We start from the raw sequence: 14995 nt of genomic DNA on the forward strand, positions 1-14995 counted from the left end.
CCTTAGGAGCACAGCATGACTAACAAAATCATCCTTGCACTCGAAGCAGAGCAGATGACCAAAGAAATCCCTACCTTTGCCCCGGGCGACACCATTGTCGTTCAGGTGAAAGTGAAGGAAGGCGACCGTTCCCGTCTGCAAGCGTTCGAAGGCGTCGTTATCGCCAAGCGTAACCGTGGCGTGAACAGTGCATTCACCGTTCGTAAAATCTCCAACGGTGTCGGCGTAGAGCGTACTTTCCAGACCTACAGCCCGCAAATCGACAGCATGGCTGTGAAACGTCGCGGCGACGTGCGTAAAGCCAAGCTGTACTACCTGCGTGACCTGTCCGGTAAAGCAGCTCGCATCAAGGAAAAACTGGCTTAAGTCCAGCTTCCGATGCAAAAAAAAGCAGCCTGCGGGCTGCTTTTTTGTTGCCTGCGATTTGCGCTTTGAGCACCCTGCATGGCTTCATTTCCCCTTTCGATGCCGTGTGCCCGCATCCTTCAAGAGTCTTTATGCCAGCCATCGATCATCCGCTGATAGACCAGTTTCTCGACGCCCTGTGGCTGGAGAAGGGGCTGTCCGATAACACCCGCGATGCCTATCGCAGCGACCTGGCGCTGTTCAACGGCTGGTTGCAGGAAAACCACCTGGAGCTGGTCAATGCCGGCCGGGAGTTGATCCTCGATCACTTGGCCTGGCGCCTGGAGCAGAACTACAAACCACGCTCGACCGCGCGGTTTCTCTCCGGTTTGCGTGGGTTTTATCGCTACTTGCTGCGGGAAAAGCTGATTGCGGTGGACCCGACCTTGCGCGTGGAAATGCCGCAATTGGGGCGCCCGTTGCCCAAATCCCTGTCGGAAGCCGATGTGGAAGCGTTGCTGGCGGCGCCCGACCTCAGCGAAGCCATCGGTCAGCGCGACCGGGCCATGTTGGAAGTCCTGTATGCCTGCGGCCTGCGTGTCACCGAGTTGATCAGCTTGACGCTGGAGCAGGTCAATTTGCGCCAGGGTGTGCTGCGGGTGATGGGCAAAGGTAGCAAGGAACGCCTGGTGCCGATGGGGGAGGAAGCGATTGTCTGGGTCGAGCGCTACATGCGCGATGCCCGCCATGAATTGCTGGGTGGGCGTCCCAGCGACGTGCTGTTTCCCAGCCTGCGCGGCGAGCAGATGACCCGTCAGACCTTCTGGCACCGTATCAAGCACCAGGCCAAGGTGGCCGGGATCAACAAATCTCTTTCGCCTCACACCTTGCGCCACGCCTTCGCCACGCACCTGCTCAACCACGGCGCCGACCTGCGAGTGGTGCAGATGTTGCTCGGCCATAGCGACCTGTCCACCACCCAGATCTACACTCACGTTGCCCGGGCGCGGTTGCAGGATCTGCATGCCAGGCATCACCCGCGTGGCTGAATAAAATCCCCTGTGGGAGCAAGGCTTGTCCGCGATGAACGATAACGCGGCTCCGTTGTTACACCGCGGCGCGGCCATCGCGGGCAAGCCTTGCTCCCACACGCCCGCTCCCACGGAAAAGCCGCCACCAATGTCTTGCGTCAGCGGCATTCGGTCACGCGAGCCTTATGTGGTAGGCTTTGTCGGTTTGCACAGTGGGCGGTTGGAACCCGAATCTGCGGGTCGGCGTTTCCCGTCTCATTTGTTCGCCTCAGGAGTCCCCATGCGTTTGATCCAGATGTTCACCGCCGCCGCCATTGCGTTGGCCAGTACCTTTGCCATCGCCGACGACGCGGCCGACAAGGCTATCCGCAAGAGCCTGGAAAACCTTCAGCTCGAAGTGCCGATCGAAACCATTTCGGCCAGCCCCATGGCCGGCCTGTATGAGGTCAAGCTCAAGGGCAGCCGCGTGCTCTACGCCAGCGCCGACGGTCAGTACATCGTCCAGGGCAACCTGTTCGAGCTCAAGGATGGCAAGCCGGTCAATCTCACCGAAATGACCGAGCGCCAGGGCATTTCCAAGTTGATCAACGGCATTCCAGTCGCTGAAACCGTGGTTTATCCGGCGATTGGCGAAACCAAGTCCCACATCACGGTGTTCACTGACACCACCTGCCCGTATTGCCACAAACTGCACGCCGAAGTGCCCGAGCTGAACAAGCGCGGCATCGAAGTGCGCTATGTCGCGTTCCCGCGTCAGGGCCTGGGCTCGCCGGGCGATGAGCAGTTGCAGGCGGTCTGGTGCTCCAAGGACAAGAAAGCGGCCATGGACAAGATGGTCGATGGCAAGGAAATCAAGGCCGCCAAGTGCGAGAACCCGGTCTCCAAGCAGTTCGCCTTGGGCCAGTCCATTGGCGTGAACGGTACGCCGGCCATCGTTTTGGCCGACGGCCAGGTGATTCCGGGCTACCAGCCGGCGCCACAAGTCGCCAAACTGGCACTGGGCGCGAAATGATCATGGGCGATTCGCTTCTGAAGATCACGGCTCGGCGAAAACCTTCGTCGGGCCGTTAAACAAAAAGTCGCGTTGCTGCGCGGCTGTATTTCACGGCCGACCTTGCGTCGGCCGTTTCATGGGGAGTCAAGAGTGAATCCGGTCAAAGTAGGCATCTGTGGGTTAGGTACCGTCGGTGGCGGCACCTTCAACGTACTTCAGCGCAACGCCGAGGAAATTGCTCGTCGTGCCGGGCGTGGGATCGAAGTGGCACAAATTGCCATGCGCACGCCAAAGCCTCAGTTCCAGACGACCGGTATTGCGATTACCAACGATGTCTTCGAAGTGGCCACGAACCCTGAGATCGACATCGTCATAGAGCTGGTGGGCGGCTATACCGTTGCCCGCGAGTTGGTACTCAAGGCCATCGAGAATGGCAAGCATGTGGTCACCGCGAACAAGGCGCTTATCGCTGTTCACGGTAATGAAATTTTTGCCAAGGCCCGGGAGAAGGGCGTGATCGTGGCTTTCGAAGCCGCCGTGGCCGGTGGCATCCCGGTGATCAAGGCGATCCGCGAAGGCCTGTCGGCCAACCGTATCAACTGGGTCGCGGGGATCATCAACGGCACCGGCAACTTCATCCTCACCGAGATGCGCGAAAAGGGTCGCACCTTCGAGGATGTGCTAGCCGAAGCTCAGGCCCTGGGCTACGCCGAGGCGGATCCGACATTCGACGTGGAAGGCATCGACGCAGCGCACAAGCTGACGATCCTGGCCTCCATTGCGTTTGGCATTCCATTGCAGTTCGACAAGGCCTACACCGAAGGCATCACCAAGCTGACCACCGCTGACGTGAATTACGCCGAAGCCCTGGGCTATCGCATCAAGCACCTGGGCGTGGCGCGCAGCACCGCCAACGGCATCGAGCTGCGTGTGCACCCGACCTTGATCCCGGCCGATCGCCTGATCGCCAACGTCAACGGCGTGATGAACGCGGTGATGGTCAACGGTGATGCCTCCGGCTCGACGTTGTTCTACGGCGCTGGTGCGGGCATGGAACCGACGGCCTCTTCGGTGATTGCCGACCTGGTGGACGTGGTTCGCGCCATGACTTCGGACCCGGAAAACCGTGTGCCGCACCTGGCCTTCCAGCCAGACTCGCTGTCGGCTCACCCGATTCTTCCGATCGAAGCGTGCGAAAGCTCCTACTACCTGCGCATCCAGGCCAAGGACCATCCGGGCGTGCTGGCCCAAGTGGCGAGTATCCTCTCGGAACGCGGCATCAACATCGAGTCGATCATGCAGAAGGAAGTCGAGGAACACGACGGCCTGGTGCCGATGATCCTGCTGACCCACCGTGTGGTCGAGCAGCGCATCAACGATGCGATTGCGGCGCTGGAAGCGCTCCAGGGGGTCGTTGGCCCGGTGGTCCGTATCCGCGTTGAACATTTGAATTAATTTAGCGGCAAGCGGATAAGTTGCAGGCCGCGAACGAAGGCAAACGTGCCTTTGATGTGTAGCTTGCAACTTCAACGCTTGAAGCCCAAACCGAAGGTTTGCCCCATGCGCTATATCAGCACCCGCGGCCAGGCACCGGCCCTGAATTTCGAAGATGTCCTCCTGGCCGGCCTGGCCACGGACGGCGGTCTCTATGTGCCGGAAAACCTGCCGCGCTTCACCCAGGAAGAAATCGCTTCCTGGGCTGGCCTGCCGTATCACGAGCTGGCCTTCCGGGTCATGCGCCCGTTCGTCACCGGCAGCATCCCGGACGCCGATTTCAAAAAGATCCTGGAAGAGACCTATGGCGTCTTTTCCCACAACGCCATCGCGCCGCTGCGTCAGCTCAACGGTAACGAATGGGTCATGGAGCTGTTCCACGGCCCGACCCTGGCGTTCAAGGACTTCGCTCTGCAATTGCTCGGTCGCCTGCTGGACTACGTGCTGCAAAAGCGTGGCGAGCGTGTGGTGATCGTCGGTGCCACCTCTGGCGACACCGGCTCGGCGGCCATCGAAGGCTGCAAGCATTGCGAGAACGTCGACATTTTCATCCTGCACCCGCACAACCGGGTCTCGGAAGTGCAGCGTCGGCAGATGACGACGATTTTTGGCGATAACATCCACAACATCGCCATCGAAGGCAACTTCGATGACTGCCAGGAAATGGTCAAGGCCAGTTTCGCCGACCAGAGCTTCCTCAAGGGCACGCGGTTGGTGGCGGTGAACTCGATCAACTGGGCGCGGATCATGGCCCAGATCGTTTATTACTTCCACGCGGCCCTGCAATTGGGCGGCCCGGCCCGCTCGGTGTCGTTCTCGGTGCCGACCGGCAACTTCGGCGATATCTTCGCCGGCTACCTGGCGCGCAACATGGGTCTGCCGATCAACCAATTGATCGTCGCCACCAACCGCAACGACATCCTGCATCGCTTCATGAGTGGCAACCAGTACGTCAAGGAAACCCTGCATGCCACGCTGTCGCCTTCGATGGACATCATGGTGTCGTCGAACTTCGAGCGCCTGCTGTTCGATCTGCACGGTCGCAATGGGGCGGCGATTGCCGGCCTGATGGACAGCTTCCGCCAGGGTGGTGGTTTCAGCGTCGAGCCTGAGCGCTGGACCGAAGCCCGCAAGCTGTTCGATTCCCTGGCCGTGGACGATGAACAGACCTGCGAAACCATCGCCGAGGTGTTTGGTCAGAGCGGTGAACTGCTCGATCCGCACACGGCCATCGGCGTCAGGGCCGCCCGGGAGTGCCGTCGCAGCCTGGACATCCCGATGGTAATCCTGGGCACGGCTCACCCGGTCAAGTTCCCGGAAGCGGTGGAGAAAGCAGGTGTAGGAAAAGCGCTCGAACTACCTGCGCATCTTTCTGATTTGTTTGAACGAGATGAGCGTTGCACCGTGTTGCCTAACGACTTGAAGGCCGTGCAGGCCTTTGTCAGCCAGCATGGCAACCGCGGCAAGCCGCTCTGACCGCGTAAATCTGTCACATTTTGAAGCCCGTCTCCTGACGGGCTTTCTTGTTTCTGCATGCCAAACTGGTCGGGTTTCGCCCTTGGAGGAACGGGCGAGTCATCTCGAAGGAAATGCAGATGTCGTTTTTTATCAAAGGCAAGCCCGCCTTGGGCTGGGTAATGGGCCTGGCGCTGATGTACTCGGTGCAGGGGGGGAACGCGGCGCAGTTGGCGGCTTTCGAAACGCCGCCGTTCAATCCTGGCGAGCGCCTGATGCTGGATGCGCAGGAATTGAAGTGGATCAAGGAGAACCCCAGGGTCATCGTGGCGACGATGCAGTTTCCGTTGTACCTGTTCAAGAATGAACAGGGGCAGTGGAACGGACTGAACCACGACATTCTCCAGCGCATCGCGCAAATGACCGGCCTTGAGTTCGTGCATCGGGAGTCGTTCTCCCCCGGCGAGTTGCTGACGATGCTGGAGAATGGCGAGGCCGACATGACGACCCTGCTGGCGATGAATGAAGAACGTAGGGATTTTCTGAGTTTCAGTCATGCATTCGGCGGTTCCGGCTGGGTATTCGTCGGCCGTGACGGGGAATCGTCTCTTCATTCGCTGGAGCAGCTTGAAGGGAAGGTCCTGGCATTGCCGGCACGGCATGCATTGGAAGCGGAAATCAGGCGCGATTACCCGGCGATCAAATTGCGTACGACCAAGACCTATGGTGAGGCGCGGGCGCTGGTAGAGAGCCGGGAAGCCTATGCCACCATCGAAAATGAAACCGGGGTGCATCTCTATCCAGCCGGGCAATTGCAGGTAGGCAGCGGCCTCGAGGGCAAGTGGGAACCGGACTACCTGGCGGTACGCCAGGACCTGTCCGCGCTGTTGAGCATCTTGAATAAAGCCTTGGAAGCTTTTCCGGCCGAGGACATGCGCGCGCTGCGCACCAAGTGGATGGCCGGCATTACGCCGGTCCAGGCGCCATCGATCTGGGAGCGGCTGTCTCGATGGGGTTACTGGTGTGTGACCGTGGTCGTGGTCTTTGGCCTCTTGTCCCTGCTGTGGAACCGCCGCCTGCAGATTCAGATCGATCAACGCCTCAAGGCCGAAGCGGTTCTCAAGGACCAGTTGATGCTCCAGCGGGCCTTGATGGATGCCATTCCCGACCCGATTTTCATCCGTGATCTGGAGGGGCGCCTGATCATGTGCAACAAAAGCTACGAGGACCAGTTTGCGACCCGCTTCGAAAAGCTTCGGGGCACGCGGCTGACGGATTCGGCAGCATTCCCGCCAGCCACCGCGCAGTTGCTGCATGGGGAGGTGATGGAGCAATTGCGCACTGGCCAGTCTCGGTTCTTCGACCGGCAATTGATGTTCAGCGGCCAATTGCGGGAAATCTATCATTGGTCGGTGCCTTTCTATGGGGCCGATGGGCAATTGCGCGGCATCCTGGGGGGCTGGTCCGATGTCGGGCGGCGTTTGCGCCGTTGCGACAGGTTCATGGCTTGATGCCGACCGTCACCACGCAAAGGCTGCTAGAGAAAGCTGTTGTTTGCCTGTCATATTGGACGCGCATGCTTGGTTGAACAGGTTGAAGGCGTGCCGGTTCGGTGCGCTGACGAACTTTCTGCTGCGGCCCACGGTCACTTACTGTGAACATGCAGTTGTTTTCGGACTATTGAAGGGTGAGCGAATGGAAAGTATCAGCCTATTGCTGGGTGAGGCTTTGAGCCCGTATCAGGTCACGCTGACTCCCTCCGGCGCCAAGGGCGAATGCCTGGTGACGCTGAAGAATGCCTCCGGGGCCATTATGGTCGAGCGAGTGTTCAATCAGGCCCAATTGACCGACAAGCGTCAGTTGACGGATGTGGTCGATGGCCTGCATCGCGATGTGCTGATTGCCGAGGGTCGCCTGGAGCCTTGTGTGATTGCGGCGCTGCGTAATCTGGCGCGCGACAAGGTCATGGGCGCGGCGAATTGACCGGGATTTTGTGGGAACCTTCCTACTGCCTAATGAGTCAGACTCTTTACCAACAAGAGCGAGCATTGTGCTCCGGTGCTTGTCGCTTGTTGTACGGACCTTGAATGGTCACGTTTAACCCCGAGTTGTCTCCCCACTTCTCGGGGTTTCTTTTTGCCTGGCGTTTACGTTTTAGCGTGTTGGGGCAGGTGCTGGAGTCTTTGTGGGAGCGAGCTTGCTCGCGAAGGCGGCCTGACAGCCGGCCTGGTTCTCCCGGTCGCACACCAATCCCATTGTGGGAGCGAGCCTGCTCGCGATTGCGGTGTGCCAGTCAACATCAAGTCGGCTGAACCGATGCTATCGCGAGCAAGCTCGCCTCCCACAGTTGATTTTCAGTGGACCGCCGGTTTTCGCTCGCAGCATGGTGCATCAAATGGCGCCGTCGCTGCGCAGCTTGGCGATCTGCTGCGCGTCGTAGCCCAGCTCGCCGAGCACCAGGGCGTTGTGTTCCCCCAGCGCTGGTCCGACCCATTCGGAGGTGCCCGGGGTGTCGGAAAGCTTCGGTACGATTCCCGGCATCTTGAACGCCTTGCCGTCCGGCAGCTTGGCCTGCAGGAACATTTCACGGGCCAGGAATTGCGGGTCGCTGAACATATCCTCGGCACTGAAGATCCGGCTGGCCGGGACCTCGGCCTGGTTCAATTGGTCGATGACAGTATCGAGCGGCAGTGAGTTGACCCAGCGATCGATGACCCCGTACAGCTCATCACGGCGCTCGTCACGGCCATCATTGCTGGCCAGTTGCGGGTCGTTGGCCAAGTCGTCGCGGCCGATGATTTGCATGAAACGCTTGAAGATCGCGTCGCCATTGGCGCCAATTTGCACGTGCTTGCCGTCGGCGCTGGTGTGGATGGACGAGGGGGTGATGCCGGGCATGATGTTGCCGGTGCGTTCGCGGATGAATCCGAACACGTCGAATTCCGGCACCATGCTTTCCATCATGGCGAAAATTGCCTCGTACAAGGCTACGTCCACCACTTGCCCGGTTCCGCCGTTGATCTCGCGGTGACGCAGGGCCATCAATGCGCCAATCACGCCCCAGAGGGCGGCGATGGAGTCGCCGATGGAAATCCCGGTGCGCACGGGCGGGCGATCCTCGAAGCCGGTGATGTAGCGCAGGCCGCCCATGGATTCGCCCACCGCGCCAAATCCTGGCTGATCTTTCATCGGCCCGGTCTGGCCGAAGCCCGAAAGCCGCACCATCACCAGTTTCGGGTTCAGTGCATGCAGGACATCCCAGCCCAGGCCGAGCTTTTCCAACACCCCAGGGCGGAAATTCTCGATCAGGATGTCGGCTTCGCCGAGCAGTTTTTTCAGGATCGCCAGGCCTTCGGGGTGTTTGAGGTTCAAGGTCAGGGACTTCTTGTTGCGTGCCTGGACGAACCACCACAGCGAAGTGCCCTCGTACAGCTTGCGCCACTTGCGCAGCGGATCACCGCCATCGGGCGATTCGACCTTGATGATCTCGGCACCGAATTCGCCGCAGATGCGCGAGGCGAAGGGCCCGGCGATCAAGGTGCCGAGTTCGACGACTTTGACGCCGGCAAGGGGTTTGGCAGTAAGCGACATGACAGATCCTGTAGGACAAAGGCAGAACGAATAGAGCGTTTTATCATAGGCCAAGGCTGGTCGCCGCAGGTTGATGGTCGGCAATTCGTGGATTGCCCGCGTCATCGGTTAGACTTGCCGCCTTTCCTCGTATCAAGAAGCCCGTTCATGGCCCAGCCGTCCACGACTTATAAGTTTGAACTGAACCTCACCGACCTCGACCGCAGTGTGTATGAGAATGTGAAGCAGACCATCGCCCGCCATCCTTCGGAGACCGAAGAGCGCATGACCGTGCGCCTGTTGGCCTACGCGTTCTGGTACAACGAGCTGCTGGCGTTTGGTCGTGGTCTGTCAGACGTCGATGAACCCGCGCTGTGGGAAAAAAGCCTGGATGACCGTGTTTTGCACTGGATCGAAGTCGGCCAGCCCGACGCCGATCGCCTGACCTGGTGTTCGCGTCGCACCGAGCGTACCAGCCTGCTGGCCTACGGCAGCCTGCGAGTGTGGGAAGGCAAGGTGATCCCGGCCGTCAAAAACCTGAAGAACGTCAACATCGCCGCCGTGCCTCAGGAAGTGCTGGAAACCCTGGCCCAGGACATGCCTCGCGTGATCAAGTGGGATGTGATGATCAGCGAGGGTACGATTTTCGTCACCGACGACCGTGGTCAGCATGAAGTCCAGCTGCAATGGCTGCTGGGCGAGCGTGGTTGAGCCATTGACCCGGTATTGAGTGAACTCATTGTGGCGAGGGAGCTTGCTCCCGCTTGGGTGCGCAGCACCCACAAAAGGGGGCCGCTACGCAGCCCAGCGGGAGCAAGCTCCCTCGCCACAGTCCAGGATTCCAAAAAATAGAGAAATGTCCGTTCCCCCATGCGCATAGAACCCCGCCAGTTACCCGACACCCTGCCATTTCTCGGTGACCTGCCGCCGCTGTTGACCCGCCTGTACGCAGCGCGTGGCGTGCAGTCCGAGGCTGAACTGGACAAGAGCCTGGCGCGCTTGATTCCTTATCAGCAACTCAAGGGGATCGACGCCGCGGTGGATCTGCTGGTGACGGCGCTGGAAGAACGCCAGCGCATCCTGATCGTCGGTGACTTCGATGCCGATGGCGCGACCGCCAGCACCGTCGGCATGCTGGGGCTGCGTCTGCTCGGCGCGGCCCATGTCGACTATCTGGTGCCCAACCGCTTCGAATATGGCTATGGGCTGACCCCGGAAATAGTCGAAGTCGCGCTGACTCGCGAGCCGCAGTTGCTGATCACCGTGGACAACGGCATATCCAGCGTGGAAGGCGTGGCGGCGGCGAAAGCGGCGGGGCTCAAGGTGCTGGTCACCGACCACCACTTGCCGGGCCTCGAACTGCCGCTGGCCGATGCGATCGTCAATCCGAACCAGCCGGGCTGCGAATTCCCGAGCAAGGCGCTGGCGGGTGTCGGGGTTATTTTTTACGTGCTGATGGCGTTGCGTGCCCGTCTGCGCAGCCTGGGTTGGTACACCAGCAAACCCCAGCCGAACATTGGTGAGCTGTTGGACCTGGTGGCCCTGGGCAGCGTGGCTGACGTGGTGCCCCTGGACGCCAATAATCGCATTCTGGTGCACCAGGGCCTGGAGCGGATTCGTGCTGGGCGTGCCCGTCCCGGGATCAAGGCCATTCTCGAAGTGGCCAAGCGTGACCATTCGCGCATTACCTCCACGGACCTCGGGTTTATCCTCGGTCCGCGTCTGAATGCGGCGGGGCGCCTGGACGACATGAGCCTGGGTATCGAGTGCCTGCTCACCGACGATGCCGCCCTGGCGCGGGAGATGGCGGCGCAACTGGACGGCATGAACCAGGACCGCAAATCCATCGAGCAGGGCATGCAGCGCGAAGCCCTGGCCCAGCTCAAGGACCTGCCGGTGGAGTCGATGCCATTCGGCTTGTGCCTGTTCGATCCGCAGTGGCACCAGGGCGTGATCGGTATCCTTGCCTCGCGGATGAAAGAGCGCTATTTCCGCCCGACCATCGCCTTTGCCGATGCCGGCGACGGTTTGCTCAAGGGCTCGGGTCGCTCGGTGCCGGGCTTCCACATTCGCGATGCGCTGAGCGTGGTGGCGGCGCAGCATCCGACCCTGATCAGCAAGTACGGCGGTCACGCCATGGCGGCGGGCCTGACCTTGCCAGAAGCGAATTTCCCATTGTTCGCCGAGGCGTTCGACGCGGAAGTGCGCCGGCAATTGCGCGAAGAAGACCTGACCGGTCGGCTGTTGTCGGACGGCACCCTGGCGGTGGAGGAATTCCACTTGGAACTGGCCCGGGCGCTGCGTCACGCCGGGCCCTGGGGCCAGCATTTCCCGGAGCCGATGTTCCACGGCGTGTTCCAGTTGGTCGAACAGCGGGTGGTGGGCGAGCGGCACTTGAAGGTGGTGCTCAAGAGCGAATGCGGTTCGGTGAAGCTTGATGGCATCGCCTTTGGCATTGACCGCGAGATCTGGCCCAACCCAACCGTGCGCTGGGTGGAACTGGCCTATAAGCTCGACCTCAACGAGTTCCGCGGCCAGGAAACGGTGCAGTTGATGATTGCCCATATCGAGCCGCGGTAGATACAAGTGTTATCTATCAGGTGATAGCACTTGTGGCGAGGGGATTTATCCCCGCTCGGCTGCGAAGCAGTCGTGGAACCGGCCAGCGCCGTTTGGCTGAGGAAATGCGGTGCAGGAATATTTAGGGGCTGCTGCGCAGCCCAGCGGGGATAAATCCCCTCGCTACACAGTGACCGACCCAAGCGGGAGCAAGCCCTCTCGTCACACCGTCGGTTTTTAAGTTCTGAACCCTCCCGCCTCCCGGGTTGTCGACTAGGCTCTAAGCACTGCTTGATAGCCGTTGTGACGTCTTGTCGATTTTCGTTGCCCGCGGGGGCGGGTGTTGCACCTTTTGTCACTCGTCGACTTTTCAAACAGAACCCTGGAGCCTGCCCACTGATTCGAGAGGTGCCCCATGAGTCTGCTGCTGGAACCCTATACTCTTCGCCAATTGACCCTGCCCAATCGCATCGCGGTATCGCCGATGTGCCAGTATTCGAGCACCGATGGCCTGGCCAACGATTGGCACCTGGTGCACTTGGGCAGCCGCGCCGTGGGCGGTGCCGGCCTGGTGTTCACCGAAGCGACCGCCGTTACCGCCGACGGCCGCATCACCGCCCAGGACCTGGGGCTGTGGAACGACGAACAGATCGAACCCTTGCAACGCATCACCCGGTTCATCACCGCCCAAGGGGCCGTGCCGGGCATACAGCTGGCCCATGCCGGGCGCAAGGCCAGCACTTGGCGGCCCTGGCTGGGCAAGCATGGCAGCGTCAAACCAGCGGACGGCGGTTGGGTGCCGGTCGGTCCGTCGCCGATAGCCTTCGACCCGCAACACACCCAGCCGGTGCAGTTGGACGAAGGGCAGATCGCCGGCGTGATCCAGGCCTTCGTCGATGCGGCCAAGCGTGCGCTCGCGGCCGGCTTCAAGGTGGTCGAGGTCCACGCGGCCCATGGCTATCTGCTGCATCAATTCCTGTCGCCCTTGAGCAATCAGCGCCGCGATCAATACGGCGGCTCGTTCGAGAACCGCATCCGCCTGGTGCTGCAAGTGACCGAGGCGGTGCGGGCCGTATGGCCTGAAGAGTTGCCGGTGTTCGTTCGTGTCTCCGCTACCGACTGGGTCGAGGATGGTTGGAACCCGGATGAAACCGTGGAGCTGGCGCGACGCTTCAGGGCCCTGGGAGTGGACTTGATCGATGTGTCATCGGGCGGCACCGCCGCGAATGCGGAAATTCCCACCGGCCCGGGCTACCAGACACGCTTTGCCGAACGGGTTCGCAAGGAGTCGGAAATCGCCACCGGCACTGTCGGCATGATTACCGAGCCGGCCCAGGCCGAGCACATCCTGCGTACCTGCCAGGCCGACATCATTTTCCTCGCCCGGGAATTGTTGCGCGATCCGTACTGGGCCCTGCATGCCGATGATGACTTGGGTGGACGCAAGGCTACATGGCCGGCGCAGTACCAGCGGGCCACGCATCGGGACCAGCCGATCCATGAGTCGGATTTGCGGGATTGAGTGCTTGGTAAAACCCAAAGCCCCGGTCGTCATTGGCCGGGGCTTTGGGTTTGTTTGAAAAAAATTGGTGCTTGTACCGGCCTCATCGCGAGCAGGCTCGCTCCCTCAGTGGATCTGTTGTGTGGCGCGGATAGCGTTCACAACAAGGCTCAATGTGGGAGCGAGCCTGCTCGCGAAGGCGTCATTCCTGACACAGCAGGGCTCAGGGATACTTGCGCTTATCCGGCGCCGGCGGGAAGTACTGGTACAACCAGGTCTCGCTCAAGGTCCGGTCCTTGGTGCGAATGAACAGGCGCATCTGCACCGGGTCCACACGGTCGTCGGTCGGGTACCAGTCGAAGGTGATGCGGTAGCCCTTGATCGCATCCAGCACCAGCACGTTGAAGTCCTTCACCTCGCCGTGGGAACAGGTCACCACCGGTTCGATGCCGGTGCCCGGCGGCAATTGGTCGAGGCCGCCGCCGCTGAAGTCCACGGCAAAGCGACGGGCCCAGACGGTCGGGTAATGCTCGCCAGGCGCCCAGCCCTCGATGAAACCGCCCATGCCTGAGCGGGTGGCGTCGACGTGGGCCAGGTCCGTGCTCACGGGTGGCAGCGCGCTCCAGTAAAGCTTGTAGCCGTAGTTCAGCGAGTCACCGGCAGCCACCGGTTTTTTCGGTGTCCAGAACGCAACGATGTTATCCAGGGTTTCGCCGGTGGTAGGGATCTCTAGCAGGTCGACCGAGCCTTCGCCCCAGGCCGTCGTAGGCTCGACCCACAGGCTCGGGCGCTTGCTGTACCAGTCCACGGTGTCCTGGTAGCTGGCAAAGTCATGGTCGGTCTGCACCAGGCCGAAGCCTTTCGGGTCCTTGTCGGCGTAGGCATTGAACTGCAGGTTGGCGGGGTTGTTCAACGGGCGGCAGACCCACTCGCCGTTGCCGCGCCACATGGCCAGCCGGTCGGAATCGTGGATTTGCGGATGGATGGTGTCGCACATGCGCCGCTCGACGGTGCCGCAGCTGAACATGCTGGTCATGGGCGCAATGCCCAGTTGCTCGATGGCGGTACGGGCATTGATGTGCGCGTCGATCTCCATCACCACCCGGGTCGGCTGGCAATCGATATCAAACCGATAGGCACCGGTGGCGCTGGGGGAGTCGAGCAGGGCGTAGACCACGAACCGGGTGCTGTTCTTCTCCGGGGTTTCGAACCAGAACTTGGTGAAGTCCGGGAATTCCTCACGCTTCTTGGCATAGGTGTCGATGGCCAGGCCGCGTGCCGACAGCCCGTACTGGCCGCTGGCGTCCACGGCGCGGAAATAGCTGGCCCCCAGGAAAGAAACGATGTCGTGCCGGTCCAGTTCCGGCGCCTTGAAGACACGGAAGCCGGCGAAGCCCAGGTCACCCGTCAACTGCGAGGTGTTGACCGTGGTTTTCTCATAGTTGAACAGTTCCGGACGAAAGTGCACCTCACGGGCCATACGCGTCTTCGGGTCGACGCTGTACATGCGCACCGGCTGCTTGAAACCCATGCCGACGTGGAAGAATTGTGCGTCCAGTTGCCCGTCCAGCTCATTCCACAGCGAATGATTGGCGTCATAACGGATGGCGTTGAACTGCAGCGGCGACATTTGGGCCAGGGTCGGTGGCAGGACTTGCTTGGTGTCGACGTAGCGGCTCTCGGCCAGCCGCCGGGCCTGATCCTTCAAACCGTTGAAATCGAAGGGACGGGCTTCGCCGTCGGCAGTCTGATCGGCGGCCCAGGCGCGGGCGGCCATGAGCCCGGAGGCCGATAGCCCAGTGTAGGCGGCGAAAGCCATGGAGGCCTTGAGCAGATTCCTGCGGTGCATAAATACAACCTTTCTCGAAACAATCCCGAGCCGATCCTGGCAACAGAGATTGGTAAAGGAGTTCGGACATGCCTTTGGCCAAACGCGACGAACGTTAGAACAGATGCCTGAGAGCTGGATCGGTTCACCGAGGCGCAAAATCATAGGGGAAATGCAGGCTTGGAGAGAAAGGGAAAGCGTGGCGTGGTCAAATTTTC

12 protein-coding genes are annotated in these 14995 nt (G+C 60.8%); 10 read left to right on the forward strand and 2 right to left on the reverse strand.

Features of this window, described 5'->3' with window-relative positions; all coding sequences use genetic code 11:
- Positions 1–15 precede the first annotated feature (15 nt).
- The 7 genes from rplS to PBDP_RS05345 all read left to right on the forward strand — a co-directional run bounded on the left by rplS (position 16) and on the right by PBDP_RS05345 (position 7302).
- Entirely contained in the window at positions 16–366 is a 351-nt protein-coding gene (gene rplS / locus PBDP_RS05315; protein ID WP_003175895.1) for a 50S ribosomal protein L19, read from the forward strand.
- A 131-nt stretch (positions 367–497) separates the two neighbouring features.
- The gene (gene xerD, locus PBDP_RS05320) at positions 498–1394 is read left to right on the forward strand and encodes a site-specific tyrosine recombinase XerD (RefSeq protein WP_116831531.1); all 897 of its coding nucleotides are present in this window, start codon (positions 498–500) and stop codon (positions 1392–1394) included.
- A 262-nt stretch (positions 1395–1656) separates the two neighbouring features.
- Entirely contained in the window at positions 1657–2388 is a 732-nt protein-coding gene (locus PBDP_RS05325) for a DsbC family protein (RefSeq protein WP_063322825.1), read from the forward strand.
- A gap of 132 nt (positions 2389–2520) precedes the next feature.
- Complete coding sequence (locus tag PBDP_RS05330) at positions 2521–3825, forward strand: homoserine dehydrogenase (protein ID WP_003198098.1); 1305 nt, start codon at positions 2521–2523, stop codon at positions 3823–3825.
- Positions 3826–3930: 105 nt separating this feature from the next.
- Entirely contained in the window at positions 3931–5340 is a 1410-nt protein-coding gene (gene thrC, locus PBDP_RS05335; RefSeq protein ID WP_109753649.1) for a threonine synthase, read from the forward strand.
- A 119-nt stretch (positions 5341–5459) separates the two neighbouring features.
- Complete coding sequence (locus PBDP_RS05340) at positions 5460–6830, forward strand: transporter substrate-binding domain-containing protein (RefSeq protein ID WP_116831532.1); 1371 nt, start codon at positions 5460–5462, stop codon at positions 6828–6830.
- 184 nt (positions 6831–7014) lie between these two features.
- Positions 7015–7302 (forward strand): DUF3509 domain-containing protein, encoded by a 288-nt coding sequence (locus PBDP_RS05345; RefSeq protein WP_109753651.1) that lies wholly within the window; start codon positions 7015–7017, stop codon positions 7300–7302.
- A 408-nt stretch (positions 7303–7710) separates the two neighbouring features.
- On the opposite strand, the gene PBDP_RS05350 is transcribed toward PBDP_RS05345, so the two are convergent.
- A complete protein-coding gene (locus PBDP_RS05350) occupies positions 7711–8910 on the reverse strand; it encodes a CaiB/BaiF CoA transferase family protein (protein WP_212801923.1) in 1200 nt (399 codons plus the stop codon).
- 147 nt (positions 8911–9057) lie between these two features.
- On the opposite strand from PBDP_RS05350, the gene PBDP_RS05355 reads away from it, so the two are divergent.
- The 3 genes from PBDP_RS05355 to PBDP_RS05365 all read left to right on the forward strand — a co-directional run bounded on the left by PBDP_RS05355 (position 9058) and on the right by PBDP_RS05365 (position 12970).
- Positions 9058–9600, forward strand: a complete 543-nt coding sequence (locus PBDP_RS05355) for a YaeQ family protein (protein WP_109753653.1) — start codon at positions 9058–9060, stop codon at positions 9598–9600.
- A 159-nt stretch (positions 9601–9759) separates the two neighbouring features.
- Positions 9760–11469, forward strand: a complete 1710-nt coding sequence (recJ, locus tag PBDP_RS05360) for a single-stranded-DNA-specific exonuclease RecJ (protein WP_109753654.1) — start codon at positions 9760–9762, stop codon at positions 11467–11469.
- 394 nt (positions 11470–11863) lie between these two features.
- On the forward strand, positions 11864–12970 hold the full coding sequence (locus PBDP_RS05365; protein WP_116831536.1) for an NADH:flavin oxidoreductase/NADH oxidase: 1107 nt from the start codon (positions 11864–11866) through the stop codon (positions 12968–12970).
- Positions 12971–13172: 202 nt separating this feature from the next.
- Here the strand turns inward: PBDP_RS05365 and PBDP_RS05370 are convergent, their stop codons facing one another.
- Positions 13173–14798 (reverse strand): glucan biosynthesis protein D, encoded by a 1626-nt coding sequence (locus PBDP_RS05370; RefSeq protein WP_176688572.1) that lies wholly within the window; start codon positions 14796–14798, stop codon positions 13173–13175.
- Positions 14799–14995: the final 197 nt, after the last annotated feature.

It is taken from the genome of Pseudomonas sp. St290 (assembly GCF_018325805.1).
In the GTDB taxonomy this organism is placed as follows: domain Bacteria; phylum Pseudomonadota; class Gammaproteobacteria; order Pseudomonadales; family Pseudomonadaceae; genus Aquipseudomonas; species Aquipseudomonas bijieensis.

Bases quoted from the DNA above. Each gene is read 5' to 3' on its own strand.
- rplS (WP_003175895.1), top strand. From the start codon at position 16: ATGACTAACAAAATCATCCTTGCACTCGAAGCAGAGCAGATGACCAAA.
- xerD (WP_116831531.1), top strand. From the start codon at position 498: ATGCCAGCCATCGATCATCCGCTGATAGACCAGTTTCTCGACGCCCTG.
- PBDP_RS05325 (WP_063322825.1), top strand. From the start codon at position 1,657: ATGCGTTTGATCCAGATGTTCACCGCCGCCGCCATTGCGTTGGCCAGT.
- thrC (WP_109753649.1), top strand. From the start codon at position 3,931: ATGCGCTATATCAGCACCCGCGGCCAGGCACCGGCCCTGAATTTCGAA.
- PBDP_RS05340 (WP_116831532.1), top strand. From the start codon at position 5,460: ATGTCGTTTTTTATCAAAGGCAAGCCCGCCTTGGGCTGGGTAATGGGC.
- PBDP_RS05345 (WP_109753651.1), top strand. From the start codon at position 7,015: ATGGAAAGTATCAGCCTATTGCTGGGTGAGGCTTTGAGCCCGTATCAG.
- PBDP_RS05350 (WP_212801923.1), bottom strand. From the start codon at position 8,910: ATGTCGCTTACTGCCAAACCCCTTGCCGGCGTCAAAGTCGTCGAACTC.
- PBDP_RS05355 (WP_109753653.1), top strand. From the start codon at position 9,058: ATGGCCCAGCCGTCCACGACTTATAAGTTTGAACTGAACCTCACCGAC.
- recJ (WP_109753654.1), top strand. From the start codon at position 9,760: ATGCGCATAGAACCCCGCCAGTTACCCGACACCCTGCCATTTCTCGGT.
- PBDP_RS05365 (WP_116831536.1), top strand. From the start codon at position 11,864: ATGAGTCTGCTGCTGGAACCCTATACTCTTCGCCAATTGACCCTGCCC.
- PBDP_RS05370 (WP_176688572.1), bottom strand. From the start codon at position 14,798: ATGCACCGCAGGAATCTGCTCAAGGCCTCCATGGCTTTCGCCGCCTAC.